The organism is Mixta sp. Marseille-Q2659 (assembly GCF_940807255.1).
Taxonomy (GTDB): domain Bacteria; phylum Pseudomonadota; class Gammaproteobacteria; order Enterobacterales; family Enterobacteriaceae; genus Mixta.
In genome coordinates, this window is sequence record NZ_CALNWY010000005.1 from 86,816 (window position 1) to 112,384 (window position 25,569).

Here is a 25,569-nt window from a genome sequence, read left to right on the forward strand (position 1 = left end):
TTGTGTATTATCCATCTCAAATGGGAAGGGGAGATGCGCCGCTATGATGAATTGCCCGCTGTGTGGAAGCGCAGCACATACACGCAGTAGTTTTCAGGTTTCTAAGACAACGAAGGAACGCTATAACCAGTGCCAGAATATTAATTGCAGCTGTACCTTCAAATCTCACGAAACCGTAGCTGAAATTATTTCAAAACCCGGTACAGTGAAGCCCGTTCCCCCGCATCCGAACCGCTCGCCACAAGGCACTCTTTGGTTATAACCTTCCATCAGAACCCGCTCAGGCGGGTTTTATTTTTGAATAAGCGATTTTATATACTTATCAGACTCATCCATATTCATCGGGCCTAGCTTTTTGCATTCCTGCCCGCCGCCGTTAATCGTTATTTGCTGCTCACCTGACGCATTGAACATTACAACCTTTTTTACCAGGTCGGGATTCCATGTCTTGCCAACGTATTGCGTATTGCAGATGCCCTGGAAAAACAGTACTGCCATATCTTCGTTTACGCTGGGCTTCTTAACTGCCATCGACAGAACGCCCTTATCAAGACCGAAAGAACCATGCTGATAGACGTTTATCACTTCTAAAATGGGCTGTGGGATTGCTTCAGCAAAGGCGTTAGACGTCATTAGGAGTGAAAGCGCAAAGAGAGTTTTTTTCATGAAAAGGGCCTCAGTTTAAGATTCATGCAAAATTTCTGCTGCCATTTTGCTGCCAATGGCTGCCACACCAACAAAAAAGCCACTCCGAAGAGTGGCTCTAACTAACTGATTTAACAGCTAAAATTTGGTGGCCCCTGTTGGGTTTGAACCAACGACCAAGCGATTATGAGTCGCCTGCTCTAACCACTGAGCTAAGGGGCCTGTGGAGCGGGATTATAAAGTAACTTGTCAGGGCAATCCAGCAATCGCTATTCGGTTGGCGCTTTTTACAGCAATTCAATCGATTGAAAAATCATCATTTCTTTAAGGCAGGGTAGCGCAACGGGATATGTCGCGAAACCTGCGTCATTTATGTGCCCGATAAAGAAATCTGCGCCACAATAAATGCAGCTTGTTAGCTTGTTAGCTTGTTAGTTGGTTAGTTGGTTAGTTGGTTAGTTGGTTAGTTGGTTAGTTGGTTAGGTGGTTAGCTGGTTAGCTGGCTGGTTGGCTGGTTGGCTGGTGGTTAGCAGAACCCCAGGCTGTTTTACTGAGCAGCATATTGCAGGCAGTTCAGTTCGTTTACAGAAATCAGGAGAGCAGGGATGAGTGAACATAACATTACCGATATTATTGCGCCCGGTCTGCGGGTGGTGTTCTGCGGCATCAATCCGGGAAAGTCGTCTGCTCACAGCGGGTATCACTTTGCTTATCCTGGTAATCGTTTCTGGAAAACGCTTTGGCTGGCCGGGTTTACCGAGCGTCAGCTAAAACCGGAAGAGGAGCTGCAGCTTTTGGATACCCGCTGCGGGATTACTATGCTGGTGGAACGTCCGACAAAGGAAGCCAGCGAACTTTCATCAGATGAGCTGCGTGAAGGCGTTAAAGCGTTAGCAGAGAAGATTGCGCGCTATCAGCCTGCGGCGCTGGCCGTGCTGGGTAAGGACGCATTTAAAAAAGCGTTTCGGCAGAGCAAGGTAGAGTGGGGCAGGCAGGAAATAACAATTGGCGAAACGGAAATCTGGGTTTTGCCGAATCCCAGCGGACTGAATCGCGCGACACAAGAAAAATTAACCGCCGCGTACCAGGAGCTGGAGCATGCACTGGCGATGCGTGGACAATGATGTTCGTACTTTTGTAGTAATGGCGGGCAGGAATTATATCAGGCTCTTCTTCAACGGCTATGAGGTGCCAGCCGCCGATTTTAATAACAGCTATCAAGCCCTGTTTTTATGCCCCTTAAAAAAGTTTTTTGAAGAATGTGCCCTGGCGGAATTAGCCATAACAGCTATTCGCCGCTGTTTCCGTTACCGACAGCGTTATTCGTAAAAAGATGCAGAGACACTTTTTGGGATGGTTCGCCCGGCTATAGTGATAAACGGCTGTTGTGCCAGGTGTTCATTTCAACAGCACCAATAAAAAAGGCTTCCCGAAGGAAGCCTTTTTGCCGTCTGGTTGCTTAGTCGTCCAGGAAGCTACGCAACACTTCAGAACGGCTCGGATGACGCAGCTTACGCAGCGCTTTCGCCTCAATCTGACGAATACGCTCACGCGTGACGTCAAACTGTTTGCCCACTTCTTCCAGCGTATGGTCGGTATTCATATCGATACCGAAACGCATACGCAGTACCTTCGCTTCACGCGCGGTCAGGCCAGCCAGAACGTCATGCGTTGCAGAACGCAGGCTTTCTGAGGTGGCGGAGTCCAGCGGCAGCTCCAGCGTGGTATCTTCGATAAAGTCGCCCAGATGTGAATCTTCATCATCACCAATCGGCGTCTCCATTGAGATCGGCTCTTTAGCGATTTTCAGCACCTTACGAATTTTATCTTCCGGCATCAGCATCCGCTCGGCCAGCTCTTCCGGCGTCGGCTCACGGCCCATTTCCTGCAGCATCTGGCGTGAAATACGGTTGAGTTTGTTAATGGTCTCAATCATATGCACCGGAATACGAATGGTGCGCGCCTGGTCTGCGATAGAGCGGGTGATTGCCTGACGGATCCACCAGGTGGCGTAAGTTGAGAACTTATAACCACGGCGATATTCAAACTTATCTACCGCCTTCATCAGGCCGATGTTGCCTTCCTGGATCAGGTCAAGGAACTGCAAACCACGGTTGGTATATTTCTTGGCGATAGAAATAACCAGACGTAGGTTCGCTTCAACCATCTCTTTCTTCGCACGGCGCGCTTTCGCTTCGCCAATGGACATCCGACGGTTGATATCTTTTACCTGTTCGATCGTCAGGCCGGTCTCTTCCTCGATCTGCATCAGTTTCTGCATGCTGCGCTGCACATCTTCTTCCACTTCGCGCAGTTTTTCAGACCAGGGTTTATTCATCGCCAACGCGGCCTGGAACCAGGTCGGGCTGGTTTCATTGCCGGTAAACAGCGTAATGAAGTTTTTCTTCGGCATTTTGCACAGTTCAACACACAGCTTCATGATGATGCGCTCTTGCGTACGCACGCGCTCCATCATTTCTCGCATGTTGTTGACCAAATAGTCAAACTGCTTCGGCACCAGACGGAACTGTTTAAAGACTTCTGACAGTTTCTGAATCTCTTCAACAGCGTCTGCGTGACTGCGGCCTTTGGCTTTGATAGTCAGACGTGTTGCTTCATACTGATCGCGCAGCTCGATGAATTTTTCACGCGCCAGTTCAGGGTCGATGCTGTTGTCATCGTCGCTGCTGTCGCTGTCATCATCATCTTCTTCGTCATCTTCATCGGCGCGTTCTTCTTCAGAAAGCTCAGAGCCAACGTGGGTCGCGGTCGGCGCCAGATCTTCTTCAGCGTTAGGGTCGACAAAGCCAGTGATCAGATCGGACAGGCGAGATTCGCCCGCTTCAACGCGATCGTACTGTTCCAGCAGGTAAGTAATCGCTTCAGGGTATTCGGCTACGGAACACTGGACCTGGTTGATACCGTCTTCAATGCGTTTAGCGATGTCAATTTCGCCTTCGCGCGTCAGAAGTTCTACGGTACCCATTTCGCGCATGTACATGCGCACAGGATCGGTGGTGCGTCCGATTTCAGATTCTACGCTGGATAACACTTGAGCTGCCGCTTCAGCCGCATCTTCGTCCGTGTCGGCGCTGTTCTCGTTCAGCATCAGATCATCGGCATCAGGTGCTTCTTCCACAACCTGAATACCCATGTCGTTGATCATCTGGATGATGTCTTCGATCTGATCGGAGTCGACGATATCTTCCGGCAGATGGTCATTGACCTCGGCATAGGTCAGATAGCCTTGCTCCTTACCACGGGTGACAAGTAGCTTAAGCTGTGACTGCGGGTTTTGCTCCATAAGACGGTATCCACACTTCTGTTAATTTGATTGGTGTCGGGTCGGCTACAGGGCCAACAATAACAGTGAAGGCGTTTGGATTATTGCCGCTGCCCTCGTAGCGGCTGTCAGGGTCTGCCTGAGTATAAATCGGCACTTAAGCCGCTAAAATTTACTGTCGAGACTGTAATGCTTATCCTTTTGCGTGCCGGTTTAAGCGTTTTTAAGCTACGCTGTGCCGGTTACGCCAGTAACGTCTCTTCATACCGGCGCGATCGCGAATGACTATTTCTTTGCCAGCGCCTGACTTAATGAGCGGACTTCTTCCCGCTCTTCAGGGCTAAGGCCGTGCGTTCTGGAGCGCGCGATCAGCGCTTCCAGCCGCTGCTCCAACGCGGAGTCATATATTTTTGCCAGGGAATCCTGGAACATCACCTCGACTTCTTCATCAACGATCATGTGGTTCCATGTCGCCAGAGTTTCAAGGTGCTGGCTAAAATTTGTGCCGCGATATAACTCTAGTAGCTGCCCAGTGGTCAGGCCAGGGTTTGCCGTACAGGATTTTACCAGTTCGATAAAAAGCGGTAAGCCCGGCATATTAAGCTGTTCCAGCCCCTGTAATGAAGGCACTATCGTCGCCAGCCGTGGATTCTGTACCAGCAGACCCACAAGTATACGCATAGTTGTGCGTTTTAACTGCGGTGCTGCGGGCTGAACGCCGCTTTCGGCCTGCTTCGGCAGCAGCTTTTCCAGCTGATTGTCGTCCAAGATACCGAGCATATTGCCCAGCTCCTGGCGCAGATAGATCCGTAGCGTTTCGCCTGGGATCTGGCTAATTAACGGCAGCGCCAGCGTACTTAACCGCGTCCGCCCGTCACGGGTACTCAAATCAACCTGCGGCAGCAGCGAATCAAACAGGAAGCTGGAGAGCGGCATCGCCTGCTCAATCCTGGCTTCAAAGGCGGCCTTGCCTTCTTTACGAATCAGCGTGTCCGGATCTTCGCCGTCGGGCAGAAACATAAAGCGTAGCTGACGACCGTCATTCATGTAAGGCAGCGCAGTTTCTAAAGCACGCCAGGCGGCTTCGCGACCGGCGCGGTCGCCGTCATAACAGCAAACCACATTATCTGTGCTGCGGAACAGCAGCTGAATATGGTCGGCGGTCGTGGAAGTGCCCAGCGAAGCAACGGCATAATCGATGCCGAACTGCGCCAGCGCCACCACATCCATATAGCCTTCGACCACCAACAGTTTGGCGGGTTCAGCATGCTGCTTCTGCGCTTCATAAAGGCCATACAGCTGGCGGCCTTTATGGAAAATATCGGTTTCCGGCGAGTTAAGATACTTTGGCGTGCCGTCGCCTAATACGCGTCCGCCAAAGCCGATCACGCGCCCGCGCTTATCGCGGATAGGAAACATCACGCGATCGCGAAAGCGATCGTAGCTACGGCCCTGATCATTAGTAACCAGCATGCCGGCATCCGTCAGCGACTGGCGATCGTCAGGGTTACGACCAAACCGCTTTAACGCGTTATCCCAGCCGGGCGGTGCGAAACCAATAGCAAAATGAGCAATAACCTCATCGCTTAATCCGCGTTGATTAAGGTACGCGCGTGCGGCGGTAGCCTGCGGCTGATTAAGCGCCTGTTGATAGAACTCGGCCAGGCCCGTCATTAACTGATATAAACTTTGGCGCTGATGACGTTCAAGCTGGCTGGGCCCGCTGCCCGCTTCATAGGGCACTTCGAGACCATGCTGCGTCGCTAACTCTTCAATGCTTTCGACAAATTCCAGACGATCGTAATTCATCAGGAAATCGATAGCGTTGCCGTGAGCGCCGCAGCCAAAACAGTGGTAGAACTGTTTCTCACCGTTAACGGTGAAAGAAGGGGTTTTTTCGTTATGGAAAGGACAGCACGCGTGGAAATTCTTACCCTGTTTTTTCAACTTAACGCGGGCATCAATAAGATCCACAATGTCCGTGCGGGCAAGTAAGTCATTAATAAAAACGCGTGGAATTCGTCCGGCCATAAGCCCCGTTTTCTTCGCTCATAAACGAAAATAAGCCGCGCTTCCTTCCGGAAAGCACGGCCTCTAACTTGACTCTGTCTGCGTTTAACACGCGATGGAAGCGCGAAGCCTCCGAAAGAAATTAGTACAGACGAGTGCGGCGTGCGTTTTCGCGAGCCAGTTTCTTGGCATGACGCTTAACAGCAGACGCTTTAGCGCGCTTACGTTCTGTGGTCGGTTTTTCATAAAACTCACGACGACGAACTTCAGCCAGAACGCCTGCTTTTTCGCAGGAACGCTTGAAGCGACGCAGTGCTACGTCGAACGGCTCGTTTTCACGTACTTTAATTACCGGCATGTAACTCTCACCTCGATAAATTCGGTCTTTTGCTGACGTCAGCGTCAGCTCATTTCAAAATGGTGCGGAATTTTACAACAATCGCGGCTGCGTTGTAAAGCAACATCGCACTTTTACCGTGACAGCGAACCTGGCGGCTGCCGCTTTTTTGCAGGCGCAGGAGTATACCGTATCGCACCGGGCGGCGTTCACTATTTTTTCGTTTTTTGTTCGAAAAACAGACGGTCGTTACGGAAAATCGCCTTTGAGTGCCTGGCGGCTGTGGTACACTGCGCGCCGCAACTGAGAGGTAAAGCAACCATGCGCGTTCTGGGTATTGAAACATCCTGTGATGAAACCGGTATTGCCATCTATGACGATGAGGCCGGTTTGCTCGCTAATCAACTCTATAGTCAGGTGAAAGTCCATGCCGATTATGGCGGGGTGGTGCCGGAACTGGCTTCGCGCGATCACGTGCGTAAAACGGTGCCGTTAATTCAGGCGGCGCTGAAAGAAGCGGGCCTTGAGGGCAAAGATATTGATGCCGTCGCCTATACCGCAGGGCCTGGCCTGGTCGGCGCATTATTAGTGGGCGCGACCATTGGCCGCTCGCTGGCGTTTGCCTGGCAGGTGCCAGCCGTGCCGGTTCATCATATGGAAGGGCATCTGCTGGCGCCGATGCTGGAAGATAACCCGCCGCAGTTTCCTTTTGTCGCGCTGCTGGTTTCCGGCGGCCATACACAGCTGATCGGCGTAACCGGCATTGGCGAATATACGCTGCTGGGCGAATCGATCGACGATGCCGCTGGCGAAGCCTTCGATAAAACTGCCAAGCTGCTGGGACTCGATTATCCCGGCGGGCCGATGTTGTCGCGCATGGCGCAGCAGGGAACACCCGGACGCTTTGTTTTTCCGCGCCCGATGACCGATCGTCCAGGACTGGATTTTAGCTTCTCCGGTTTAAAAACCTTTGCGGCGAATACGATTCGCGAAAATAGCCAGGATGCGCAAACTCATGCGGACATCGCCCGCGCCTTTGAGGATGCGGTAGTTGATACGCTGGCGATTAAATGTAAGCGCGCGCTGGATCAAACGGGCTTTAAGCGCCTGGTTATGGCTGGCGGCGTAAGCGCTAACCGCACGCTGCGTGCGAAGCTGGCGGAAGTCATGCAGGCGCGCGGCGGTGAGGTTTTTTATGCCCGACCGGAATTCTGCACCGATAACGGCGCGATGATCGCTTATGCAGGTATGGTGCGCTTAAAAGGCGGCACGCGCGGCGAACTCGGCGTTACCGTACGTCCACGCTGGCCATTGGCGGAACTGCCGGCTATCGCTTAAGAAACGCTTTCGCTGATTATTAAGCAAAATATAAACAGGCTGCTTATTATATAAAGCAGCCTGCTTTTTTATAAAAATGCCTTAATTTCCTATAAGCTTATTTAGAACGCTGCCAATAACTGGCACCTTGTTGACGATACTTTCTATTGTTCCGCCGATGCCTACACCTATATTTTTACCGACGTCATGGCCGAGATTAGGAAAATAGCTTGTAATATGTGTGGCGCCGAGAATTGGAATATTAATTGATAGCTCAGGAACATATGAATAAATAAGGTTACCCAGGTAATCGCCGATTAAGCCTGATATTTCATAATAATGCTATTCTAATTCTGTTAATTCTCTCATCTTTCCCCCATTGTTTCATCCGTTAAACCGTTAGAAAATCAACGCGATATAGCCTGCGGACGTAGGGATTACAAGCTTAAGAAAATATTTTTTTAATTGAGTGTCACGATTAAAACAAGTGATACATTTGCAAAGATAGCGCTTAACCGTGATCAGTACAGGATTTATCTTGTTATTTTTTCCGCTTCTTCCATATCTTTGTTTCCTGTCCGCGCCATAAACGCTGAATATTATCGTGATGGCGTAACAGAATCAGGCAGGAGAGCATGGCGACAGGAAAAGTAAACTGAGGCTTAAACCACCAGACATAGAAGGGCGCGATCAGCGCGCTGACAATAGCGCCTAATGACGAATAGCCGCTTAAAAGTACCGTCAGCAGCCAGGTGCCGGTCATCAGGCCGGTGAGATCCCAGCCAATCGGCGCAATAGCGCCAAAGGCCGTTGCGACGCCTTTGCCGCCGCGAAAGCGGAAGAAGACCGGATAAATGTGCCCCAGACAGGCAGCGATAGCGGTCAATCCAAGATAAACCGGCGAAACGCCTAACGCATAAGCGAGCCAGACCGGCAACATGCCTTTGAGAACGTCGAAGATCAGCACCGCAACCGCCGCGCCTTTACCGCCAATCCTCAGCACATTGGTCGCGCCAGGATTGCCTGAGCCGTTTTGTCGCGGATCGGGCAGGCCGGCGAGTCGGCAAACCAAAATGGCGCTGGAAATGGATCCGCACAGATACGCGAAAATAATCATACCAAGCGCGATTGCACTCATAGCAACGTTCCGTTTCGTAAGGGTCGTTTTATTCTCATCATCCGTGGATAATACGCATAATTCGCCGGAAGTGGTATCCGGTTAACGCAAAAATAGAGACTGTCATCATGGATATTGTATTTATTGAACAGCTGTCGGTTATCACCACGATTGGCGTTTACGACTGGGAACAGACCATCCAGCAGAAGCTGGTTTTCGATGTCGAAATGGCCTGGGATAACCGGAAAGCGGCGGCCAGTGATGATGTAAATGATTGTCTGAGCTACGCCGATGTCGCTTCTGCCATCATCGAACATGTCGAACAGGGACGGTTTGCGCTGGTAGAACGGGTGGCGGAAGAGGTGGCCGATTTGCTGCTGACGCGTTTCGGATCGCCCTGGATACGCATCAAGCTGAGCAAGCCTGGCGCGGTGGCGCAGGCGGCGCAGGTTGGCGTCATTATTGAACGCGGAACCCGTCAGCGCTAGCGGGGACAATTCTGAAATAGATCCAATGTGATTGCTATCACAATGAAACCGAACCACATTATGGCTGTCAAAATCCGGCGTTACGCTGAGTTGGCGTATTTTCTGGCGGCTACGTTCCTGACGTCCGCTTTTTTAATGATTTAAACATTAGGGTAGAGGACATTTGATGGCGGATATTCATCAGCTTTGGGTGGCTGCAATCCTTGGCATTGTTGAGGGGCTGACGGAGTTTCTTCCGGTCTCATCCACGGGTCATATGATCATTGTTGGCCATCTGCTGGGTTTTGAAGGCGATAAAGCAGAAACGTTTGAAGTTGTCATTCAGTTAGGCTCCATTCTGGCTGTTGTCGTGATGTTCTGGCGTCGGCTGTTCGGTTTAATTGGTATTCGTTTCGGCGAAGTTAAGTATGAAGGCGTAGGCACCGGTCATCTTACGTTGATTCATATTCTGCTGGGCATGATTCCAGCGGTTGTGATCGGCCTGATCCTGCACGATCAGATTAAATCGCTGTTTAATCCCATCAATGTTATGTACGCGCTGATCGTTGGCGGCGTGCTGCTGCTGGCCGCCGAGTTTCTCAAGCCGAAACAGCCAAAAGCGGCGGGTATTGATGATATTACCTATCGCCAGGCCTTTATGATTGGCTGCTTTCAGTGTCTGGCTCTTTGGCCGGGGTTTTCCCGTTCGGGCGCGACGATTTCCGGTGGGATGCTGATGGGCGTAAGCCGTTACGCGGCCTCTGAATTTTCATTTATTTTGGCCGTGCCGATGATGATGGGCGCAACCGTTCTCGATCTCTACAAAAGCATGGGCTTCCTGACAATGGAAGATCTACCGATGTTCGCGGTGGGCTTTATTACTGCCTTTATCGTGGCGCTGCTGGCTATCAAACTCTTCCTGCACATTATTAAACGCATCTCTTTCGTGCCTTTCGCTATCTACCGGTTTATCGTAGCGGCGGCGGTTTATATGGTGTTTGTCTAACCGCTTAAACAGCACGGACAAAAAAAGGAGGCGCATGCGCCTCCTTTTTATGCCCAAATCTTACCGGCTCCGATCTACTCGCCAGCCTTCCAGTGCCGCGATGCGACGACGAGTCAGTTCTTCACGCACCTGCGCGCCTTTGAATCCGTCATCAATCACCGCTTTAGTGGGAACGGCCTGGACGACCTGAAACGCCTCGCTCAGATAATCCCGCTGTGGATAGGGATTGCTTTCCCAACCAGCGCGTCCACGGGCATCCGCTTCGCTGGTTTGCGCCAGCTGGACGACACGCTGCGGCTTACGCCAGACATCCATGCGATCGAACAGGGCAACCAGGCGCTCTGCAGACTGGTTTTCGATGGTATGTACCACATCATGGAACTCCGCCACCAGAACCGCCAGATCGCGAATATGATTCGGAACACGCAGGCGGTGGCAAATGTTTTCTACCAGCGGCACGCCGGCTGGCCCGTGTCCCGGATGGCTGGGCCATTTTTCCGGCGGCGTCAAACCCTTGCCCACATCATGGCAGAGTGTAGCGAAACGGACATCGATCTCTGGCGTTAGCTGAGCGGCAATGGCGACTGTCATTAACGTATGAATGCCGGTATCGATTTCGGGGTGCCATTTGGCCGGTGCCGGCACGCCAAATAAGCAGTCGATTTCAGGAAACAGCACGGCCAGCGCGCCGCAGTCGCGTAAGACCTGAAAATAGACCTGCGGATTACGCGTGCCCAGCGCATTTTCCGTCTCTTTCCAGACGCGTTCAGCGGTCAGGTGAGCCAACTCGCCGCTGGCAACCATCGCCTGCATGAGCGACATGGTTTCATCAGCGATACGGAAATTAAGATGGGCGTAGCGGGCAGCGAAGCGCGCCACGCGCAATACGCGCAACGGATCTTCAATAAAGGCATCGGAGACGTGACGCAGCAGGCGCTTATCCAGATCCGCACGTCCCTGATAAGGATCGATATAATGACCGGCTTCATCCTGTGCAATAGCGTTAATCGTCAGATCGCGACGTTGCAGATCCTGTTCCAGCGTTACATCGGGTGCTGACCAGGTAATGAAACCGGTGTAGCCGCTGCCGGACTTACGCTCGGTGCGCGCCAGCGCATATTCTTCCCGGCTTGTCGGATGCAGAAACACCGGAAAATCACGCCCTACCTGCTGATATCCCTGTTTCAGCATCATTTCCGGCGTTGCGCCGACGACAACCCAGTCTTTGTCTTTGACCGGCAGCTTAAGCAAACCATCGCGTACCGCGCCACCGACAAGGTATGTTTTCACTACAGATCTTCTCCAGAGTTCAGCAAATTAATCATCAGGCGTGCCGGAGCCAGTTCTCTGAACCGGCAAAAGCATGGTGTCCAGAAGAAATATTCTGGCACAACAATAGCAGAATTACGGGCATGACAGCAGCAGGGCGCGTTATTCGCCCTGCGGTTAGTGAGGAGCCTGACGGAAACTACGCGCTGGCTAGTTCATCCAGCGATTGTTTTGCTTGCGGCGAGGGATCATGTGCGGCAGCAGCAGGCCCAGCAGCAGACCAACGCCGGCTACGCCGCCGCCGTACATAAACCACTGCATAATGATAGTGCGCTGCTTGTCGTCAAGCTGCACATTGGCCGCGTTAACCTTTTTCTGCGCCACAATAAGCTGATTGCGCAACTGCTGATTTTCATCCTTCAGACCGTTAATCACGGAGTCGCTGGCGGCCACTTTTTTCTGCATATCCGCCGTGCGTTGATTCCAGCTATTGTCGATATTCGCCAGCTTATCGGTGAGATCTTTCACCTGTTGCTCAAGTTGCGGCACGCGTGTGCGCAGGCTGGGCTCAACGCTCAGCTGCGCCAGCGGAATCCAGTTCGTTTTGCCTTCGGCGTCGCGAATCTGACCGTAATGACTTTCATTGTTAGTTTGTAGCAGCGTGACCTGTTCGCCTGCGTTCAGCTTGCCTACCAGACGATACTGATCGCCCGGCCCGCTACGAACCCAGGTAGATAATTCATCGGAAATATACCGTTTTTCTTCGGCATGGGCGGGGACGGTAACGCTGAAAGCCAGCAAAGTCAGACCAATAAGATGTGATTTCTTCATTCGATGTCGTTTTTTCATGTGTTCCGGGAAAATTTTAGGGCACAGTCTGGATAGGCTACGCAAAAATCTGAATGAGAACTATCCTGGACTCAAACTGATGCGGCAAAGCTCGCGAAAGCATAATAAAGCAGAGACAGCAGCGGGTTATCTGCATTACTCTTCGGCTTATTCCTGAAATCTGCGCCAGTGAAAGATTGAATGAAAAATTATGACCATTGAAATCGAGTTAAAGTTCATTGCAACGCCGCAGGCGGCGGATCGACTTGGCAGCCAGCTGGCCGCCTGGCCTCATCAATACAGCGCGCCGGTCGCGCTAACCAACATCTATTACGAAACGTCGGACAATCAGCTACGCCGCTGGGATATGGGGCTGCGTATTCGCGGTATCGGCGACCGCTATGAGATGACGCTGAAAGCGGCCGGACAGACGATCGGCGGCCTGCATCAGCGTCCGGAATACAACGTTGATTTAACCCAGCCGGAGTTAGATATAGCGCGTCTGCCCGCCGAAATCTGGCCAGCCGGAACCGATACGCAGGCTTTACAGCAGCAGCTTAAGCCGCTGTTTACCACCCATTTCAATCGTGAGCGCTGGCTGGTGACCTATGGAAACAGCGAAATAGAAGTGGCGCTGGATCGAGGCGAAGTCAGCGCCGGAGCGTTCAGCGAGCCCTTGCAGGAAGTGGAGCTGGAGCTGAAACAGGGCGAGCTGGCCGATGTATTGGCGCTGGCGGCTGAGTTAGGGAAAGAGGAAGGCTTGCGTCTCGGCAGCCTGAGTAAAGCGGCTCGCGGTTACTGGCTGGCGCAGGGTAAACCCGCGCAGTTAATACGGCCGCTGCCGATTCTGCATGTCAAACCCAAGGCAACGGTGGAGGAGGGCATGCAGGCCGCCTTTTCACTGGCGATGAAGCAGTGGCAATATCATGAAGAGCTATGGCTGCGTGGAGAGCCAGCAGCCCAGGAAAACGTGCTGGAAGCGCTGGAAACCATAAGACAGACATTCTCGCTGTTCGGCGCGCTGGTGCCGCGTAAAGCCAGCAATCAACTGCGGCAAAAACTGATCTGTCTGATTGAGACGCTGGAAGAGGGGAGGCAGGACGCCTCATCATTTTGCTACAGCCTGGCGTGGCTGGATGCGCAGCTTACTTTTTCCAGCTGGCTGATCGCGGCGGGCTGGCGTCCTTTCGTTGACGCAAAAAATAGTACTCGTCTACAGGGTTCCTTTAAACGTTTCGCTGACATTATGTTAGGTCGCGTTGCCGCCGATTTAAAAGAAACCTTCGGTACTGTTCGTCAGCATAATGAATATCTGGATAAGCTGGCGCGTCTGTCGCGTCAGCTGCTGGCGGTTCACCTGTTGGCTGGCGCTTATCCGCAGCATGAAGTTGAGAACTGGCTGCTGCCCTGGCAACAGCTGGCGCAGGCAATTCATGCTAACCGCTATAACGAGCTGGACGTGCTGTGCCGTCAGGCACTAAAACAACCGGCATTTTGGCTTAACGGCAACGTCTGATCGCACTCAGGGAGAAGTTATGCTGCCAACATTTACCGGACCGCTGCCAGCGCTATTGCAGCAGCAGGCAGAGAAAGCGGCGGAGCGGCTGGAGCGTTCATTTGCATCGCTGAGCCTGCAACAGCAGGCGGTACTGGCCTTTAGCGATTTCGTTACCGAAAGCCTGCTACAGCACCCGGAGTGGTGGCAGCAGCTTACCGACCAGCCGCCGCAGCCGGAGGAATGGCAGCACTATGCCAGCTGGCTGAGCGAGCAGCTTCAGTCTGTTAGCGATGAAACAGCGCTAATGCGCCAGCTGCGTCTGTTCCGTCGGCAAATGATGGTGCGTATCGCCTGGATGCAGACGACCGGCGCAAGCAGTACGGAAGCGTCGCTCCGGCAGCTCAGCGTGCTGGCCGAAACCCTGATTGTCGCCGCGCGCGACTGGCTGTGGCAGGCCTGCTGTCGCGATTTCGGCACGCCCTGCAATGCAGCGGGCGATCCTCAGCCGCTGTTGATTCTGGGTATGGGCAAGCTGGGTGGCGGAGAGCTGAATTTCTCCTCGGATATTGATCTGATTTTTGTCTGGCCGGAAAACGGCTCAACGCGCGGCGGACGCCGCGAGCTGGATAACGCGCAGTTTTTTACCCGGCTTGGACAGCGTCTGATTAAAGTTCTCGACCAGCCTACAGCCGATGGTTTTGTCTATCGCGTGGATATGCGGCTGCGGCCTTTCGGCGACAGCGGGCCGCTGGTGCTGAGCTTTGCCGCGCTGGAAGATTACTATCAGGAGCAGGGGCGCGACTGGGAACGTTATGCGATGGTAAAAGCGCGGCTGATGGGCGATAGCGAAGATCGCTGGAGCCAGGAGCTACAGCAGATGCTGCGTCCTTTTATCTATCGTCGCTACATCGATTTCAGCGTTATACAGTCGCTGCGCAATATGAAAGGAATGATCGCGCGTGAAGTCCGTCGGCGCGGCCTGAAAGATAATATTAAGCTGGGCGCTGGCGGCATTCGCGAAAGCGAGTTTATCGTTCAGGTTTTTCAGCTGATCCGTGGCGGACGTGAGCGCTCGCTACAGCAGCGCGCATTACTGCCAACGCTCTCCGCTATTGAAGAATTGAATTTACTGACCGGGCCACAGGTTAGTGCGTTGCGGGAGGCCTATCTGTTCCTGCGACGGCTGGAGAACCTATTGCAGAGCATTGCTGATGAGCAAACGCAAACGCTGCCAGCGGATGCGTTGAATCAGGCGCGGCTTGCCTGGGCGATGGGCTTTGCCGACTGGACGGCGCTGCACAAGGCGCTGGAAAACCAGATGGCGCAGGTACGGCTGATTTTTAACGAGCTGATTGGTGAAGATGCGCCAGACAGCGCTGAAGAGAATGAAAGCCAGGAGATGGCCGAGCTATGGCTGGATAAGCTGGAACAAAGCGATCTGGAGGCATTACTGGCGCATCTTGATATGTCAGCCAGACAAACCCTTTCGCGTACGCTTAATGCGTTTCGTCAGGATGTGGATAAACGCACTATTGGTCCGCGCGGCAGGTTGGCACTTGACCAACTGATGCCTCGTCTGCTGAATGAAGTGTGCGTGCGGGCCGATGCGGATACCACACTGCAACGACTGATCCCGCTCTTGCTGGGCGTGGTCACGCGCACCACCTACCTTGAGTTATTGACCGAGTCGTCCGGCGCGCTGAAACAGCTGATTCGTCTCTGCGCCGCCTCGCCGATGATTGCCAGCCAGCTGGCGCGCTATCCGCTTCTGCTGGATGAACTGCTCGATCCCGCCACGCTTTATCAACCTACCGCGACCGATGCCTATCGTGATGAGCTACGCCAGTATCTGCTGCGTATTCCTGAGGATGATGAAGAGCAACAGCTGGAGGCGCTGCGTCAGTTTAAGCAGGTGCAGCATCTGCGTATTGCCGCTGCAGATATAGCCGGCACGCTGCCGGTAATGAAAGTCAGCGATCACCTGACGTGGCTGGCGGAAGCCATTATCCAGGCGGTAGTTCAACAAGCGTGGAATATGATGGTTCAGCGCTATGGTCGGCCTTCGCATCTGCAACAGGGCGAGCGCGGATTTGCTGTAGTGGGCTATGGCAAGCTCGGCGGTTGGGAGTTGGGCTACAGTTCCGATCTCGATCTGGTTTTTCTCCACGACTGTCCGGCTGAATCAGTAACCGACGGCGAACGCGCGATTGATGGCCGACAGTTCTATTTACGCCTGGCGCAGCGGGTTATGCACTTATTCAGCACGCGCACCTCTTCGGGGATTTTGTATGAAGTGGATGCGCGCTTACGGCCTTCAGGATCTGCCGGAATGCTGGTGAGTACGCTGGACGCGTTTGAGGAGTATCAGCGCAACGAGGCATGGACGTGGGAACATCAGGCGCTGGTCAGAGCGCGCATTGTTTATGGCGAGCCTGCGTTAAGCCAGCGTTTCGAAGCCATTCGCCGCCAGATCCTTTGCCTGCCGCGCAATGCTGCCTCCTTGCAAAAAGAGGTGCGCGAAATGCGCGAAAAAATGTATGCCCATCTGAGCCATAAATATAAAGAGCGCTGGGATATTAAAGCCGACGAAGGCGGCATTACCGATATTGAATTTATTACGCAGTATCTGGTGCTGCGTTATGCATCCCTGGAGCCGAAGTTGACGGGATGGTCTGATAACGTGCGTATCCTTGAGCTGCTGGCTCGCTATAACAAAATGACGCAGCAGGAGGCTGACGCGCTGACGCAGGCTTACGTCACGTTACGCGATGAGTTACATCATCTGGCGCTGCAGGAGCAGGCCGGACACGTCGCGCCGGAATCCTTTATGGGCGAGCGGCAGGTGGTGCAGGAGAGCTGGCAACGCTGGCTGCAAATCTCACCGCCTGAAAGCTAGAGAAACCATTATGCGCGGCACAGCGTTTTGACTGTGCTATTATCGCGCGCAATATTTTTAATGCAGTCTGGAGTCTCTGTAATGAAAGTGACACTGCCCGAATTTAGCCGTGCAGAAGTGCTGGTTGTCGGTGATGTGATGCTGGATCGCTACTGGTATGGCCCTACCAGCCGTATTTCACCGGAAGCGCCGGTGCCGGTGGTTAAAGTGGACAACGTCGAAGAGCGTCCTGGCGGAGCAGCTAACGTAGCAATGAATATTGCCGCGCTGGGGGCTTCTTCACGGCTGATCGGACTGACGGGCATGGATGATGCCGCCCAAGCGCTGGGCACCAGCCTGCAAAATGTGAATGTCCAGTGCGATTTCGTTGCGCTGTCTACGCATCCCACTATTACCAAGCTGCGTATTCTTTCCCGTAATCAGCAGCTGATCCGTCTCGATTTTGAAGAAGGTTTCGAAGGCGTCAACCCTGAACCCCTTCATCAGCGCATCGCTGCCGCGCTGCCGCATACCGGAGCGCTGGTGCTGTCTGATTACGCTAAAGGCGCGTTGGCCAGTGTGCAACAGATGATCCAGCTGGCGCGTAGCGCAAATGTGCCGGTTCTGGTCGATCCGAAAGGCACCGATTTTGAGCGCTACCGTGGTGCCACACTGCTGACGCCGAATCTGTCCGAGTTTGAAGCAGTAGTGGGCAAATGTAAGGACGAAGCGCAGATTGTTGAGCGCGGCATGCAGCTGGTGGCTGATTATGAACTGTCAGCGCTGCTGGTTACCCGCTCAGAAAATGGCATGACGCTGTTGCAGCCGGGCAAGGCGCCGCTGCATTTACCGACGCTGGCGCAGGAAGTTTATGACGTGACCGGCGCTGGCGATACGGTGATCGGTGTGCTGGCCGCTTCGCTGGCGGCTGGCGACGATCTGGAAGCGGCCTGTTTTCTGGCCAATGCTGCGGCTGGCGTGGTGGTTGGCAAGCTGGGTACCTCTACCGTGTCGCCTGTGGAACTGGAAAACGCGATTCATGCGCGCCCGGAAAGCGGCTTTGGCATTATGAACGAAGCACAGCTGAAAGAAGCGGTAGCGCTGGCGCGTCAGCGTGGTGAAAAAGTGGTCATGACCAACGGCGTGTTTGACATTTTGCATGCTGGACACGTTTCCTATCTCTCTAACGCGCGTAAGCTGGGCGATCGTCTGATTGTCGCCGTTAACAGCGATGCGTCAACGAAGCGCCTGAAAGGCGATAGCCGGCCGGTTAATCCGCTGGAAAACCGTATGATTGTGCTGGGGGCGCTGGAATCCGTCGACTGGGTTGTTTCTTTTGAAGAAGATACGCCGCAGCGACTGATTGCCGGAATCCTGCCTGACCTGCTGGTGAAAGGGGGCGATTATAAGCCTGAAGAGATCGCAGGAAGCAAAGAAGTTTGGGATAACGGCGGTGAAGTGCGCGTGCTGAACTTTGAAGACGGTATTTCCACGACCAACATCATCAAACGTATTCGCTCATAAGCTACGACAGCACGCGTAAAATAACAGCGGCAGGCTATAAGAGACAGGCCTGCCGTTGTTGTTAACTGTTTGGATCCTCAGTCTTAACAATATCCTGCGTTGCTGGCGTTGCTGCAGGTGAGGTTGGCGGTGCAGATGCCGCAGTTTGCGAAGCGGACGTTATCGGTGCGGCAGACGTTGAAGTTGTGCCATCATTCTGGCCTTCCAGAGCTGCAAGTCGCTGCTCCAGTACGGCCAACTTTTCACGTGTACGTAGCAGCACCTGCGTTTGTACATCAAATTCTTCGCGGTTAACCAGATCCATGCGCGTCAGCTGTGCTTGCAGAACCTGACGAATTTTCTTCTCAACGTCATCACCAAATTCGCGAATGCCTTTTGGCATGGCGTCATGTACCTGGCGAGCGAGTTGTTCAATTTTTTTCGGGTCAATCATGGCCGTTTCCTGGTCGCAACAAAGTTAACTTAAGTGTAATGCCTGTATGAAAAAGGATAAACCTAAAATGGCAGTTGCGTTATATAGATAAGCTTATGCTGCTATTGTGCGTTGCCGGAGCAGATATTTGGCGCTATAGTAAATCCGCTTATTCTCAGGGCGGGGCGAAATTCCCCACCGGCGGTAAATCAGCAGCAGCTGAAAGCCCGCGAGCGCTTCCGATTTTGCGATTGGAAGGTCAGCAGATCCGGTGTAATTCCGGGGCCGACGGTTAAAGTCCGGATGGGAGAGAGTAACGGTTCTGTCGAGCTTCGGCTCGCTTCGCGTTATTTTTATGCACTCCTCAAGCACGCCCTGATTCTGGTAACCACAATATTGATAAGGTTAATTTACCATGAATCAGACGCTACTTTCTGAATTTGGCACGCCTGAACAGCGTGTAGAACGCGCCATCGCAGCTCTGCGTGAAGGTCGCGGCGTAATGGTCCTCGACGATGAAAACCGTGAAAATGAAGCTGATATGATTTTCGCGGCGGAAACCATGACCGTTGAACAAATGGCATTAACGATTCGTCACGGCAGCGGTATTGTTTGCCTTTGCATTACCGAACAGCGTCGTCAGGAACTTGATCTGCCGATGATGGTGGAGAACAATACCAGCTCTTTCGGCACCGGTTTTACCGTTACGATTGAAGCCGCACAGGGCGTAACGACTGGCGTTTCAGCGCAGGATCGCCTCACAACCATTCGTACCGCTATTGCAGATAACGCTAAGCCCAGCGATCTTAATCGCCCAGGCCATGTGTTTCCTCTGCGCGCACGTGACGGCGGCGTCCTGGCGCGCGGCGGCCATACCGAAGCGACGATCGATTTAGTTTCACTGGCAGGTTTTAAACCGGCTGGCGTGCTGTGCGAGCTGACGAATGATGATGGCACCATGGCGCACGCGCCAGAGGCGATAGTTTTTGCTAAACAGCATAATATGCCGCTGGTTACCATTGAAGACCTGATCGCTTATCGTCGTAGCCACGAAACGCGCCAGGCGAGTTAAGCGCGCCGCGACAGATAAAAGAATAAAAAAGCCGGGAGATTCCCGGCTTTTTTATCGCTTCGCATAAAATATATGGTTTCCAATGGCGGCGGTTTGCGCGAATTCGCTGCGCCAGGACGGATTAACCGTTTGATTATGGTAATAGGTTGCGCCATTAGTCACATCAGAAAGCTCGCCATTAATAATTTGATGAGCTATCTGTTGTGCCCGCTGCCAGCTTTTGTCGCTTTTCAATGGATAGCTGTAGGCACTTTTCTTTAAATGCGTCCATGAAAACTGTTTTGGTGCATAAACAACCGGACAAATTTGCGTCACATCCCAATTGGCGCGATTCATCGTTACCGACGCTACCGCTATCTGTCCTTTTAGCGGTTCTCCACGCGCTTCATGATATATATTAAGAGCCAAACAAAGAATGGCGCCCTGTATCAGCATTGGAATTCCGTCATCAAACAAAGGTGACGGGGAGTTTACGAAGCGGCGGGGAGCAAGCATACCAGACAGGTCTTGAAAATCCCGCCGCTAAACTATCTTATTGATTTATCATTGTGTCCGTGATTATTTTCAGATAAATGACATTACCCTATGCCGCTGGTTTGCAGCAGCGTCAGGCTAAAACCCATCACCGTCATGCCACACAACACGCCATAGCTGGGGTTGCTATGCGGATCGATATCGCGTGCCAGCGGCATCAGTTCATCAACCGATAGCGCCACCATAATGCCGGCGACGGCTGCCATAATAGCCGCAATGACCACCGGTGACATTGCCGGACCGAGTACCCAAAAAGCCAGTACGCCGCCAAGAATCTCCGCCATACCGGAAATACAGGCCCAAAAAACCGCCCGCGATTTTGAACCGGTTGCTGCGTACATCGGGCCGGCGACGGCCAACCCTTCAGGGATGTTATGAATGGCTACTGCTAACGCGATGCCCAGCCCCAACTCCAGATCGCTACTGGCCGTAACAAAGGTCGCGATACCTTCCGGGAAATTATGCAGGCTAATCCCCAGCGTCAGTAAAATTGCCGTACGTCGCAGGTTACGTGGTTTCTGGCTCTCAGCCATTAAATCCTGAGGATGCTGATGAGGCAGCAGGCGATCGAGAGCGAAATAGCCCAGCAGCCCCAGTAAAAACATGCCATAGCCCAGCAGCGGCGACATCCCTGGCGCATCCAGCGCGGCTGGCAGCATCTCCATCAAAGAAATTAACAGCATAATGCCTGCGGCGAAGCCCAGCGCAAAAGCCAGCATACGGTTGGAAGGTTTCTGACCTATTACGCCTAAAAACGCGCCAACAAAAGTTGCCGCGCCAGCCAAAATAGTCAGCAATAAAGGAACTGACATTACAGACTCCATAATGATAATGATTCTTATCAAGACTATTTAAATTCTGACAAAAAGCGAGGGGGTATTAGGTAAAGTTTTGTCTGAATGACGTTCAAAAAATCTGAGTATGTTTGTCAGCCTTATCCGCCTGCATCCTTCAGACAAAATGCGTAAGGTATTTCTCAATCGTATTTAATAAGGTTGAGAACAATGAAATCTCCACGTATGCCCGCACTTTTTTTGGGGCACGGCAGCCCCATGAATGTGTTGGAAGAGAACAGCTATACGCAGGCCTGGCGCACGTTGGGTAAAGCATTGCCAAGGCCGCGGGCGATTCTGGCTATCTCTGCGCACTGGTATACGCGCGGTACGGCAGTCACTGCCATGGCGAATCCGCGCACTATTCATGATTTTGGCGGTTTTCCTCAGGCGTTATTTGACACGCGCTATCCCGCACCCGGCGCGCCAGCGCTGGCGCAGGAAATTGCAGAGTTACTGGCGCCACTCAATGTACAGCTGGATAACAGCTGGGGGTTGGATCACGGTTCCTGGGGCGTTTTAATCAAAATGTATCCTGAAGCGGATATTCCGGTGGTGCAGCTCAGTATTGACGGTACGCAGTCAGCGCTTTGGCATTTTCAGTTGGGGCAGAAGCTGGCGGCGCTGCGCGAGCAGGGCGTTATGCTGATTGCCAGCGGTAATGTGGTGCATAACCTGCGCATGGCGCGCTGGCAGGATGACGGCGAGGCTTTTCCCTGGGCCGCCGCGTTTAATCAGTACGTGCGCGATAATCTCAGCTGGCAGGGGGAAGCAGCTGAGCATCCGCTGGTGAATTTTATGCAACATGAAGGCGCGGCGCTGTCTAATCCGACGCCGGAGCATTATCTGCCGCTGCTGTATATCATCGGTTCGCGTCAGCCAGATGAAGCCGTAACGGTGCCGGTGGATGGGATAGTGATGTCGGCGCTGAGTATGCTGTCAGTGCAGGTGGGATAGAGTGAAAAGCGGGCAACTGTCGTTGCCCGTAAAGGTTATTCAATAAAGGCGTGCGGATAGAAGCGCGACAGATCCTGCGTAATTAACGCACGATCTTCACGCAGACCAATACCGGCGGGCTGATCGTCCACCAGCCAGCTGCCGATCAACGTATAGCTGTCGCCAAACTGGGCCAGCGGATGGAACTGCTGCACAATCATGCCTTCTTCCCCGTAGGGGCCGTCAACGCGTGCGATCTCTTGCCCTTGCTCCACAATGCGAATATTGGCGCCTTCGCGTGAGAAAAGGGGCTTCACCACATATTTGTCCATGGCGGGCACATCATCTTCAGCAAAGTAAGCAGGTAACAAATTCGGATGGTCAGGGAACATCTGCCACAGCAAGGGCAGCAGCGCTTTATTAGACAGAATGCTTTTCCAGGCCGGCTCCAGCCAGCGTACGCCAGCATCGTTCAGCTTGGTTGAGAAGATCTCCCGCAGCATAAATTCCCATGGATAGAGCTTAAACAGATTACTGATAACCTGGTCGTTAACATCAGTAAACTGGCCTTTCTCGCCCAAACCAATCTCATCAATAAACAGGAAATCGCTCGGCAGTCCGGCTTCGCTTGCGCAGTCCTGCAAATATTGCACCGTACCGCGATCCTCTTCGCTATCGCGATAACAGGTAAAGTGCAGCAGGTTAAAACCGTGCTGCTGATGCAGAACGGCAAAGCGATCGATCAGCTTTTCCTGAAGGCTGTTGAACTGATCGCTGCCTGCCGGCAGCTTGCCAGCCTGAAGCTGATCTTCCAGCCACAGCCATTGAAAAAAGGCTGCTTCGTAAAGCGATGTCGGCGTATCGGCGTTATTTTCCAACAACTTAGCGTCACCGCTGCCGTTCCAGGCTAAATCCAGGCGAGAATAGAGCGACGGCTGCGAGATTTTCCACGAACTGCGGACAAAATCCCAGGTATGTTTAGGAATGCGGAATTTAGTCAGCAGCTCCTCGCTGTTAACCACCTTCTCCACCACCTGTAAACACATCTGATGCAGCTCGGCGGTAGTCTCTTCGAGATAATCAACCTGCGCCAGCGTGAACTGATAGTAAGCATCTTCACACCAGTAAGGTTCGTCATACATGGTATGAAAACCAAAACCGTATTCGGTCGCACGGGCGCGCCAGTCGGGACGTTCAGCAATAGCAATGCGTTTCATCAGGCCGGTTAGCCTCCCAGCGAGCGATGGCTGGTGCCGGTCGCGCTGCTGCGCTGCATCGAAGTCTGTTTAGCCACCGTCTCGCCAAAACCGCCGCGAGTTACGGTACGGGTTGTCGCCGGTTTCGGCGCCAGCGCTGTTTTCGGTACCGTCATGGTACGGCCTGGCGTGGCGGCGCCATAGTTACGGCCGGTAGCATCAACAAACTTACCGTTCATCGGGCTGGCCGGATTTTTTGAACTGAATAAAGGCTGTGACGCAAAACCTGCGCCGCCGCCCATCATACGGCCCATCATATAGCCCGCCATTAACGGCATCCAGAAGCTGCCGCTTTGATGCGCTTCGGCATTAGTGCCAGCCTGAGCTGGGGCCTGTTGGCACTGCGCTTCGCCAAACTCCGCTACGCAATCTTCGCGCGTGGCATATTTCGGCGCGGTTTTTTCCGCTTCTTTCAGCGCGTTGTTATAAGCGGTAGTACATTGCTCGCTCTGGCCCGGATTGGCTTTAGTACAGTCGTCGGCGTTTTGATAGAGAGAAACCGTTTCGTCCGCCTGCTCACAGCCCGCCAGCATAAACACGGCGGTAACGGCCAGTGCGACCGGCGTCAGATGACGGGCGCGCCAACTCTTACGGAAGGCGTCACGATTAATATTTTTTGTCCGTTTCATGGGGATAGTCCTCTGCCCAAAGGTAGCGCAAAGGATAGGTGAAACTGGTTCAAAAATGAAGCAACAGGCAGCGCTGTGCCTGTATCTTTACGTAGTTATACGTTCAAATGCGAGCGGGGATCAGAATAGAAAGGAAACGGCAGGAAAAGAAGATTTCCGGCCATGAAGTTAATCTTTTTCATGGCCGGAAGTCATGCTTAGTGGCTGAACGGATTACCGCTCTGCTGACGCGTTGCTGCGGGACGAGCCGCTGTCGCGTTATTGCTGGCTGCCTGCAGGTTAGTGCCATGATCGGCTGCGGCATCCTGCTGTGGATTTTCCGGCGCTACCGATTCTGGCGCGGTCGGAATTTCTTTACCCAGGCTGGCGTTCAGCGCGGCCAGATCCTGTTCGTTCAGGGTGCCAAGCGCAGATTTAATGTTCAGCTGATTAATCAGGTAATCATAGCGTGCATCGGAAAGCTGCTGTTTCGCGTTGTACAGCGTGGTGGTTGCATCCAGCACGTCAACGATAGTGCGCGTACCGACCTGATAACCCGCTTCCATTGCATCCAGTGAGCTTTGCGCAGAAACCACCGCCTGTTTATAGGCTTCAATGCTGCTGACCGAGGCGTTGACGTTATTAAAGGAAGAACGCACGGTTTGCACTGCGGAGCGATGCGCGCTTTCTAATTGCTCGCTGGCGCTAACGAAGGCGTACTGCGCCTGTTTCACCTGCGAAGATACCGCGCCGCCGCTGTACAGCGGCAGGTTGAAGCTGACACCAACCTGATTATTTCCGGTAATGTTGTCGTTCTGCGTTGCGCGACTGCCGCCATATTTATTGTTCGATAGGCCGGTAGAAGCATTTAAATCGATAGTCGGCATATGACCAGATTCGTAATAACGAATTTGCTCACGCGCCAGATCCTGCGACAGACGAGCCGATAACAGGTTCAGGTTACGGCTTTCCGCTTCTTTCAGCAGCGCGCTGACCGGCTGCGGTTTATCGGTACGGAAACGATCGATGTTCAGCGAAGCCAGCGTCGGATAGTAATTACCCGTTACCTGGCGCAGCGTTTCAACCGCATTATCCAGCTCATTACGCGCTGAGACTTCATTTGCCAGCACGTTGTCATACTGCGCGCGGGCGTTCTGTACGTCGGTAATAGCGACCAGACCGACGTTAAAACGCTGGGTAGTCTGATCCAACTGGCGATAGATGGATTGTTTCTGCGCTTCAATATAAGAAAGCGCGTCAATCGCACGTAACACATTGAAGTAGGCGGTAGCGGTATTCAGGATCAGATTCTGCTGCGCTGCCTGATAGCTGACATCCTGCACACCAGCCGTTTTTTCCTGCAGGGTTAACGCGCGCCATTTGCTCATATCGAAAATGGTTTGGGTTAACTGCAAAGAGCCGCTGGTAGTATTTGAATGTGTATCGCGGGCGTCACGATAACCGCTGTTATAAGTATAATCAGCGCCCAGGCCAAGCTGAGGCAGTAACGGACTGCGGGCTTCATTAATTTTTTCAAATGCCGCGTCACGGTCAGCCGCTGAGCTGCGCAAATCGGGGTTAGTTAAACGGGCCTGTTGATAAATTTGCAGCAGGTTCTCCGCCTGACTAGCTACGCTGAAGCCGCCCAGGCTCAGGCCAATAAGTAAAGGGAGCAGTTTCTTCATTTGCATTCCTTGTAGTGCAGCAAAGTTGCTATGGTAGCACTGACGTAAGCTAAAAAA

General features: G+C 53.0%; 24 protein-coding genes, 1 tRNA gene and 1 riboswitch. Of the genes, 11 read left to right on the forward strand and 14 right to left on the reverse strand.

Going from position 1 to position 25,569, the window contains the following annotated elements:
• Positions 1–43: 43 nt before the first annotated feature.
• Complete coding sequence (locus P3C52_RS05625; protein WP_275554201.1) at positions 44–262, forward strand: ogr/Delta-like zinc finger family protein; 219 nt, start codon at positions 44–46, stop codon at positions 260–262.
• A 29-nt stretch (positions 263–291) separates the two neighbouring features.
• Here the strand turns inward: P3C52_RS05625 and P3C52_RS05630 are convergent, their stop codons facing one another.
• Together P3C52_RS05630 and P3C52_RS05635 are read right to left on the reverse strand one after the other, a co-directional pair.
• Positions 292–666, reverse strand: coding sequence for a hypothetical protein (locus P3C52_RS05630; protein WP_275554202.1), 375 nt, complete (start codon positions 664–666; stop codon positions 292–294).
• A 125-nt stretch (positions 667–791) separates the two neighbouring features.
• Positions 792–867, reverse strand: a tRNA-Ile gene (locus P3C52_RS05635).
• Between the two features lie 383 nt (positions 868–1,250).
• On the opposite strand from P3C52_RS05635, the gene mug reads away from it, so the two are divergent.
• Together mug and P3C52_RS05645 are read left to right on the forward strand one after the other, a co-directional pair.
• Positions 1,251–1,769: a G/U mismatch-specific DNA glycosylase gene (mug, locus tag P3C52_RS05640; protein WP_275554203.1), complete on the forward strand. Its 519-nt coding sequence runs from the start codon at positions 1,251–1,253 to the stop codon at positions 1,767–1,769.
• Positions 1,744–1,974 (forward strand): hypothetical protein, encoded by a 231-nt coding sequence (locus P3C52_RS05645; protein ID WP_275554204.1) that lies wholly within the window; start codon positions 1,744–1,746, stop codon positions 1,972–1,974. Before mug ends, P3C52_RS05645 begins: the two co-directional genes overlap by 26 nt.
• A gap of 130 nt (positions 1,975–2,104) precedes the next feature.
• On the opposite strand, the gene rpoD is transcribed toward P3C52_RS05645, so the two are convergent.
• The 3 genes from rpoD to rpsU all read right to left on the reverse strand — a co-directional run bounded on the left by rpoD (position 2,105) and on the right by rpsU (position 6,296).
• Positions 2,105–3,949, reverse strand: coding sequence for an RNA polymerase sigma factor RpoD (gene rpoD, locus P3C52_RS05650; protein ID WP_275554205.1), 1,845 nt, complete (start codon positions 3,947–3,949; stop codon positions 2,105–2,107).
• A 264-nt stretch (positions 3,950–4,213) separates the two neighbouring features.
• The gene (gene dnaG, locus P3C52_RS05655; protein WP_275554206.1) at positions 4,214–5,959 is read right to left on the reverse strand and encodes a DNA primase; all 1,746 of its coding nucleotides are present in this window, start codon (positions 5,957–5,959) and stop codon (positions 4,214–4,216) included.
• A 121-nt stretch (positions 5,960–6,080) separates the two neighbouring features.
• Positions 6,081–6,296 carry a 30S ribosomal protein S21 gene (gene rpsU, locus P3C52_RS05660; RefSeq protein ID WP_001144069.1) on the reverse strand — a complete coding sequence of 72 codons (216 nt, stop codon included), beginning with the start codon at positions 6,294–6,296 and terminating at the stop codon, positions 6,081–6,083.
• Positions 6,297–6,596: 300 nt separating this feature from the next.
• Here rpsU and tsaD point away from each other — a divergent pair, with 300 nt between their 5' ends.
• Positions 6,597–7,613: a tRNA (adenosine(37)-N6)-threonylcarbamoyltransferase complex transferase subunit TsaD gene (gene tsaD, locus P3C52_RS05665; protein ID WP_275554207.1), complete on the forward strand. Its 1,017-nt coding sequence runs from the start codon at positions 6,597–6,599 to the stop codon at positions 7,611–7,613.
• Positions 7,614–8,133: 520 nt separating this feature from the next.
• On the opposite strand, the gene plsY is transcribed toward tsaD, so the two are convergent.
• Positions 8,134–8,730, reverse strand: coding sequence for a glycerol-3-phosphate 1-O-acyltransferase PlsY (gene plsY, locus P3C52_RS05670; protein ID WP_275554208.1), 597 nt, complete (start codon positions 8,728–8,730; stop codon positions 8,134–8,136).
• A 107-nt stretch (positions 8,731–8,837) separates the two neighbouring features.
• On the opposite strand from plsY, the gene folB reads away from it, so the two are divergent.
• On the forward strand, positions 8,838–9,197 hold the full coding sequence (gene folB, locus P3C52_RS05675; RefSeq protein ID WP_275554209.1) for a bifunctional dihydroneopterin aldolase/7,8-dihydroneopterin epimerase: 360 nt from the start codon (positions 8,838–8,840) through the stop codon (positions 9,195–9,197).
• A 166-nt stretch (positions 9,198–9,363) separates the two neighbouring features.
• A complete protein-coding gene (gene bacA / locus P3C52_RS05680; protein ID WP_275554210.1) occupies positions 9,364–10,182 on the forward strand; it encodes an undecaprenyl-diphosphate phosphatase in 819 nt (272 codons plus the stop codon).
• 60 nt (positions 10,183–10,242) lie between these two features.
• Here bacA and P3C52_RS05685 read toward each other — a convergent pair whose 3' ends face one another.
• Both P3C52_RS05685 and P3C52_RS05690 read right to left on the reverse strand, forming a co-directional pair.
• Positions 10,243–11,472: a multifunctional CCA addition/repair protein gene (locus tag P3C52_RS05685; RefSeq protein WP_275554211.1), complete on the reverse strand. Its 1,230-nt coding sequence runs from the start codon at positions 11,470–11,472 to the stop codon at positions 10,243–10,245.
• 189 nt (positions 11,473–11,661) lie between these two features.
• Entirely contained in the window at positions 11,662–12,282 is a 621-nt protein-coding gene (locus tag P3C52_RS05690; protein WP_275554298.1) for a TIGR04211 family SH3 domain-containing protein, read from the reverse strand.
• Positions 12,283–12,490: 208 nt separating this feature from the next.
• Here P3C52_RS05690 and P3C52_RS05695 point away from each other — a divergent pair, with 208 nt between their 5' ends.
• The 3 genes from P3C52_RS05695 (at position 12,491) to hldE (ending at position 18,176) form a co-directional block, all read left to right on the forward strand.
• A complete protein-coding gene (locus tag P3C52_RS05695) occupies positions 12,491–13,795 on the forward strand; it encodes an inorganic triphosphatase (protein ID WP_275554212.1) in 1,305 nt (434 codons plus the stop codon).
• Positions 13,796–13,814: 19 nt separating this feature from the next.
• Positions 13,815–16,673 carry a bifunctional [glutamate--ammonia ligase]-adenylyl-L-tyrosine phosphorylase/[glutamate--ammonia-ligase] adenylyltransferase gene (gene glnE / locus P3C52_RS05700; protein WP_275554213.1) on the forward strand — a complete coding sequence of 953 codons (2,859 nt, stop codon included), beginning with the start codon at positions 13,815–13,817 and terminating at the stop codon, positions 16,671–16,673.
• An 81-nt stretch (positions 16,674–16,754) separates the two neighbouring features.
• Entirely contained in the window at positions 16,755–18,176 is a 1,422-nt protein-coding gene (gene hldE, locus P3C52_RS05705; protein ID WP_275554214.1) for a bifunctional D-glycero-beta-D-manno-heptose-7-phosphate kinase/D-glycero-beta-D-manno-heptose 1-phosphate adenylyltransferase HldE, read from the forward strand.
• 61 nt (positions 18,177–18,237) lie between these two features.
• Here hldE and P3C52_RS05710 read toward each other — a convergent pair whose 3' ends face one another.
• Positions 18,238–18,609, reverse strand: coding sequence for an accessory factor UbiK family protein (locus tag P3C52_RS05710; protein WP_275554215.1), 372 nt, complete (start codon positions 18,607–18,609; stop codon positions 18,238–18,240).
• Between the two features lie 146 nt (positions 18,610–18,755).
• Positions 18,756–18,907: riboswitch (FMN riboswitch) on the forward strand.
• Between the two features lie 96 nt (positions 18,908–19,003).
• Here P3C52_RS05710 and ribB point away from each other — a divergent pair.
• Positions 19,004–19,660 (forward strand): 3,4-dihydroxy-2-butanone-4-phosphate synthase, encoded by a 657-nt coding sequence (gene ribB, locus P3C52_RS05715; protein ID WP_275554216.1) that lies wholly within the window; start codon positions 19,004–19,006, stop codon positions 19,658–19,660.
• A gap of 51 nt (positions 19,661–19,711) precedes the next feature.
• Here the strand turns inward: ribB and P3C52_RS05720 are convergent, their stop codons facing one another.
• Positions 19,712–20,095 carry a cell wall hydrolase gene (locus P3C52_RS05720; protein WP_275554217.1) on the reverse strand — a complete coding sequence of 128 codons (384 nt, stop codon included), beginning with the start codon at positions 20,093–20,095 and terminating at the stop codon, positions 19,712–19,714.
• A gap of 143 nt (positions 20,096–20,238) precedes the next feature.
• The gene (zupT, locus tag P3C52_RS05725; protein WP_275554218.1) at positions 20,239–21,006 is read right to left on the reverse strand and encodes a zinc transporter ZupT; all 768 of its coding nucleotides are present in this window, start codon (positions 21,004–21,006) and stop codon (positions 20,239–20,241) included.
• Positions 21,007–21,198: 192 nt separating this feature from the next.
• Here zupT and ygiD point away from each other — a divergent pair, with 192 nt between their 5' ends.
• Complete coding sequence (ygiD, locus tag P3C52_RS05730; RefSeq protein WP_275554219.1) at positions 21,199–21,984, forward strand: 4,5-DOPA dioxygenase extradiol; 786 nt, start codon at positions 21,199–21,201, stop codon at positions 21,982–21,984.
• A 35-nt stretch (positions 21,985–22,019) separates the two neighbouring features.
• Here ygiD and P3C52_RS05735 read toward each other — a convergent pair whose 3' ends face one another.
• The 3 genes from P3C52_RS05735 to tolC all read right to left on the reverse strand — a co-directional run bounded on the left by P3C52_RS05735 (position 22,020) and on the right by tolC (position 25,512).
• Complete coding sequence (locus P3C52_RS05735) at positions 22,020–23,180, reverse strand: glutathionylspermidine synthase family protein (RefSeq protein WP_275554220.1); 1,161 nt, start codon at positions 23,178–23,180, stop codon at positions 22,020–22,022.
• An 8-nt stretch (positions 23,181–23,188) separates the two neighbouring features.
• Entirely contained in the window at positions 23,189–23,848 is a 660-nt protein-coding gene (locus P3C52_RS05740) for a DUF1190 family protein (RefSeq protein WP_275554221.1), read from the reverse strand.
• 197 nt (positions 23,849–24,045) lie between these two features.
• Positions 24,046–25,512 carry an outer membrane channel protein TolC gene (tolC, locus tag P3C52_RS05745; protein ID WP_275554222.1) on the reverse strand — a complete coding sequence of 489 codons (1,467 nt, stop codon included), beginning with the start codon at positions 25,510–25,512 and terminating at the stop codon, positions 24,046–24,048.
• Between the last annotated feature and the right edge of the window lie 57 nt (positions 25,513–25,569).

Bases quoted from the DNA above. Each gene is read 5' to 3' on its own strand.
- rpsU (WP_001144069.1), bottom strand. From the start codon at position 6,296: ATGCCGGTAATTAAAGTACGTGAAAACGAGCCGTTCGACGTAGCACTG.
- zupT (WP_275554218.1), bottom strand. From the start codon at position 21,006: ATGTCAGTTCCTTTATTGCTGACTATTTTGGCTGGCGCGGCAACTTTT.
- ribB (WP_275554216.1), top strand. From the start codon at position 19,004: ATGAATCAGACGCTACTTTCTGAATTTGGCACGCCTGAACAGCGTGTA.
- rpoD (WP_275554205.1), bottom strand. From the start codon at position 3,949: ATGGAGCAAAACCCGCAGTCACAGCTTAAGCTACTTGTCACCCGTGGT.
- P3C52_RS05740 (WP_275554221.1), bottom strand. From the start codon at position 23,848: ATGAAACGGACAAAAAATATTAATCGTGACGCCTTCCGTAAGAGTTGG.
- P3C52_RS05735 (WP_275554220.1), bottom strand. From the start codon at position 23,180: ATGAAACGCATTGCTATTGCTGAACGTCCCGACTGGCGCGCCCGTGCG.
- P3C52_RS05630 (WP_275554202.1), bottom strand. From the start codon at position 666: ATGAAAAAAACTCTCTTTGCGCTTTCACTCCTAATGACGTCTAACGCC.
- glnE (WP_275554213.1), top strand. From the start codon at position 13,815: ATGCTGCCAACATTTACCGGACCGCTGCCAGCGCTATTGCAGCAGCAG.
- tolC (WP_275554222.1), bottom strand. From the start codon at position 25,512: ATGAAGAAACTGCTCCCTTTACTTATTGGCCTGAGCCTGGGCGGCTTC.
- folB (WP_275554209.1), top strand. From the start codon at position 8,838: ATGGATATTGTATTTATTGAACAGCTGTCGGTTATCACCACGATTGGC.
- bacA (WP_275554210.1), top strand. From the start codon at position 9,364: ATGGCGGATATTCATCAGCTTTGGGTGGCTGCAATCCTTGGCATTGTT.
- dnaG (WP_275554206.1), bottom strand. From the start codon at position 5,959: ATGGCCGGACGAATTCCACGCGTTTTTATTAATGACTTACTTGCCCGC.
- P3C52_RS05695 (WP_275554212.1), top strand. From the start codon at position 12,491: ATGACCATTGAAATCGAGTTAAAGTTCATTGCAACGCCGCAGGCGGCG.
- P3C52_RS05710 (WP_275554215.1), bottom strand. From the start codon at position 18,609: ATGATTGACCCGAAAAAAATTGAACAACTCGCTCGCCAGGTACATGAC.
- hldE (WP_275554214.1), top strand. From the start codon at position 16,755: ATGAAAGTGACACTGCCCGAATTTAGCCGTGCAGAAGTGCTGGTTGTC.
- P3C52_RS05690 (WP_275554298.1), bottom strand. From the start codon at position 12,282: ATGAAGAAATCACATCTTATTGGTCTGACTTTGCTGGCTTTCAGCGTT.
- tsaD (WP_275554207.1), top strand. From the start codon at position 6,597: ATGCGCGTTCTGGGTATTGAAACATCCTGTGATGAAACCGGTATTGCC.
- P3C52_RS05645 (WP_275554204.1), top strand. From the start codon at position 1,744: ATGCACTGGCGATGCGTGGACAATGATGTTCGTACTTTTGTAGTAATG.
- plsY (WP_275554208.1), bottom strand. From the start codon at position 8,730: ATGAGTGCAATCGCGCTTGGTATGATTATTTTCGCGTATCTGTGCGGA.
- ygiD (WP_275554219.1), top strand. From the start codon at position 21,199: ATGAAATCTCCACGTATGCCCGCACTTTTTTTGGGGCACGGCAGCCCC.
- mug (WP_275554203.1), top strand. From the start codon at position 1,251: ATGAGTGAACATAACATTACCGATATTATTGCGCCCGGTCTGCGGGTG.
- P3C52_RS05625 (WP_275554201.1), top strand. From the start codon at position 44: ATGATGAATTGCCCGCTGTGTGGAAGCGCAGCACATACACGCAGTAGT.
- P3C52_RS05720 (WP_275554217.1), bottom strand. From the start codon at position 20,095: ATGCTGATACAGGGCGCCATTCTTTGTTTGGCTCTTAATATATATCAT.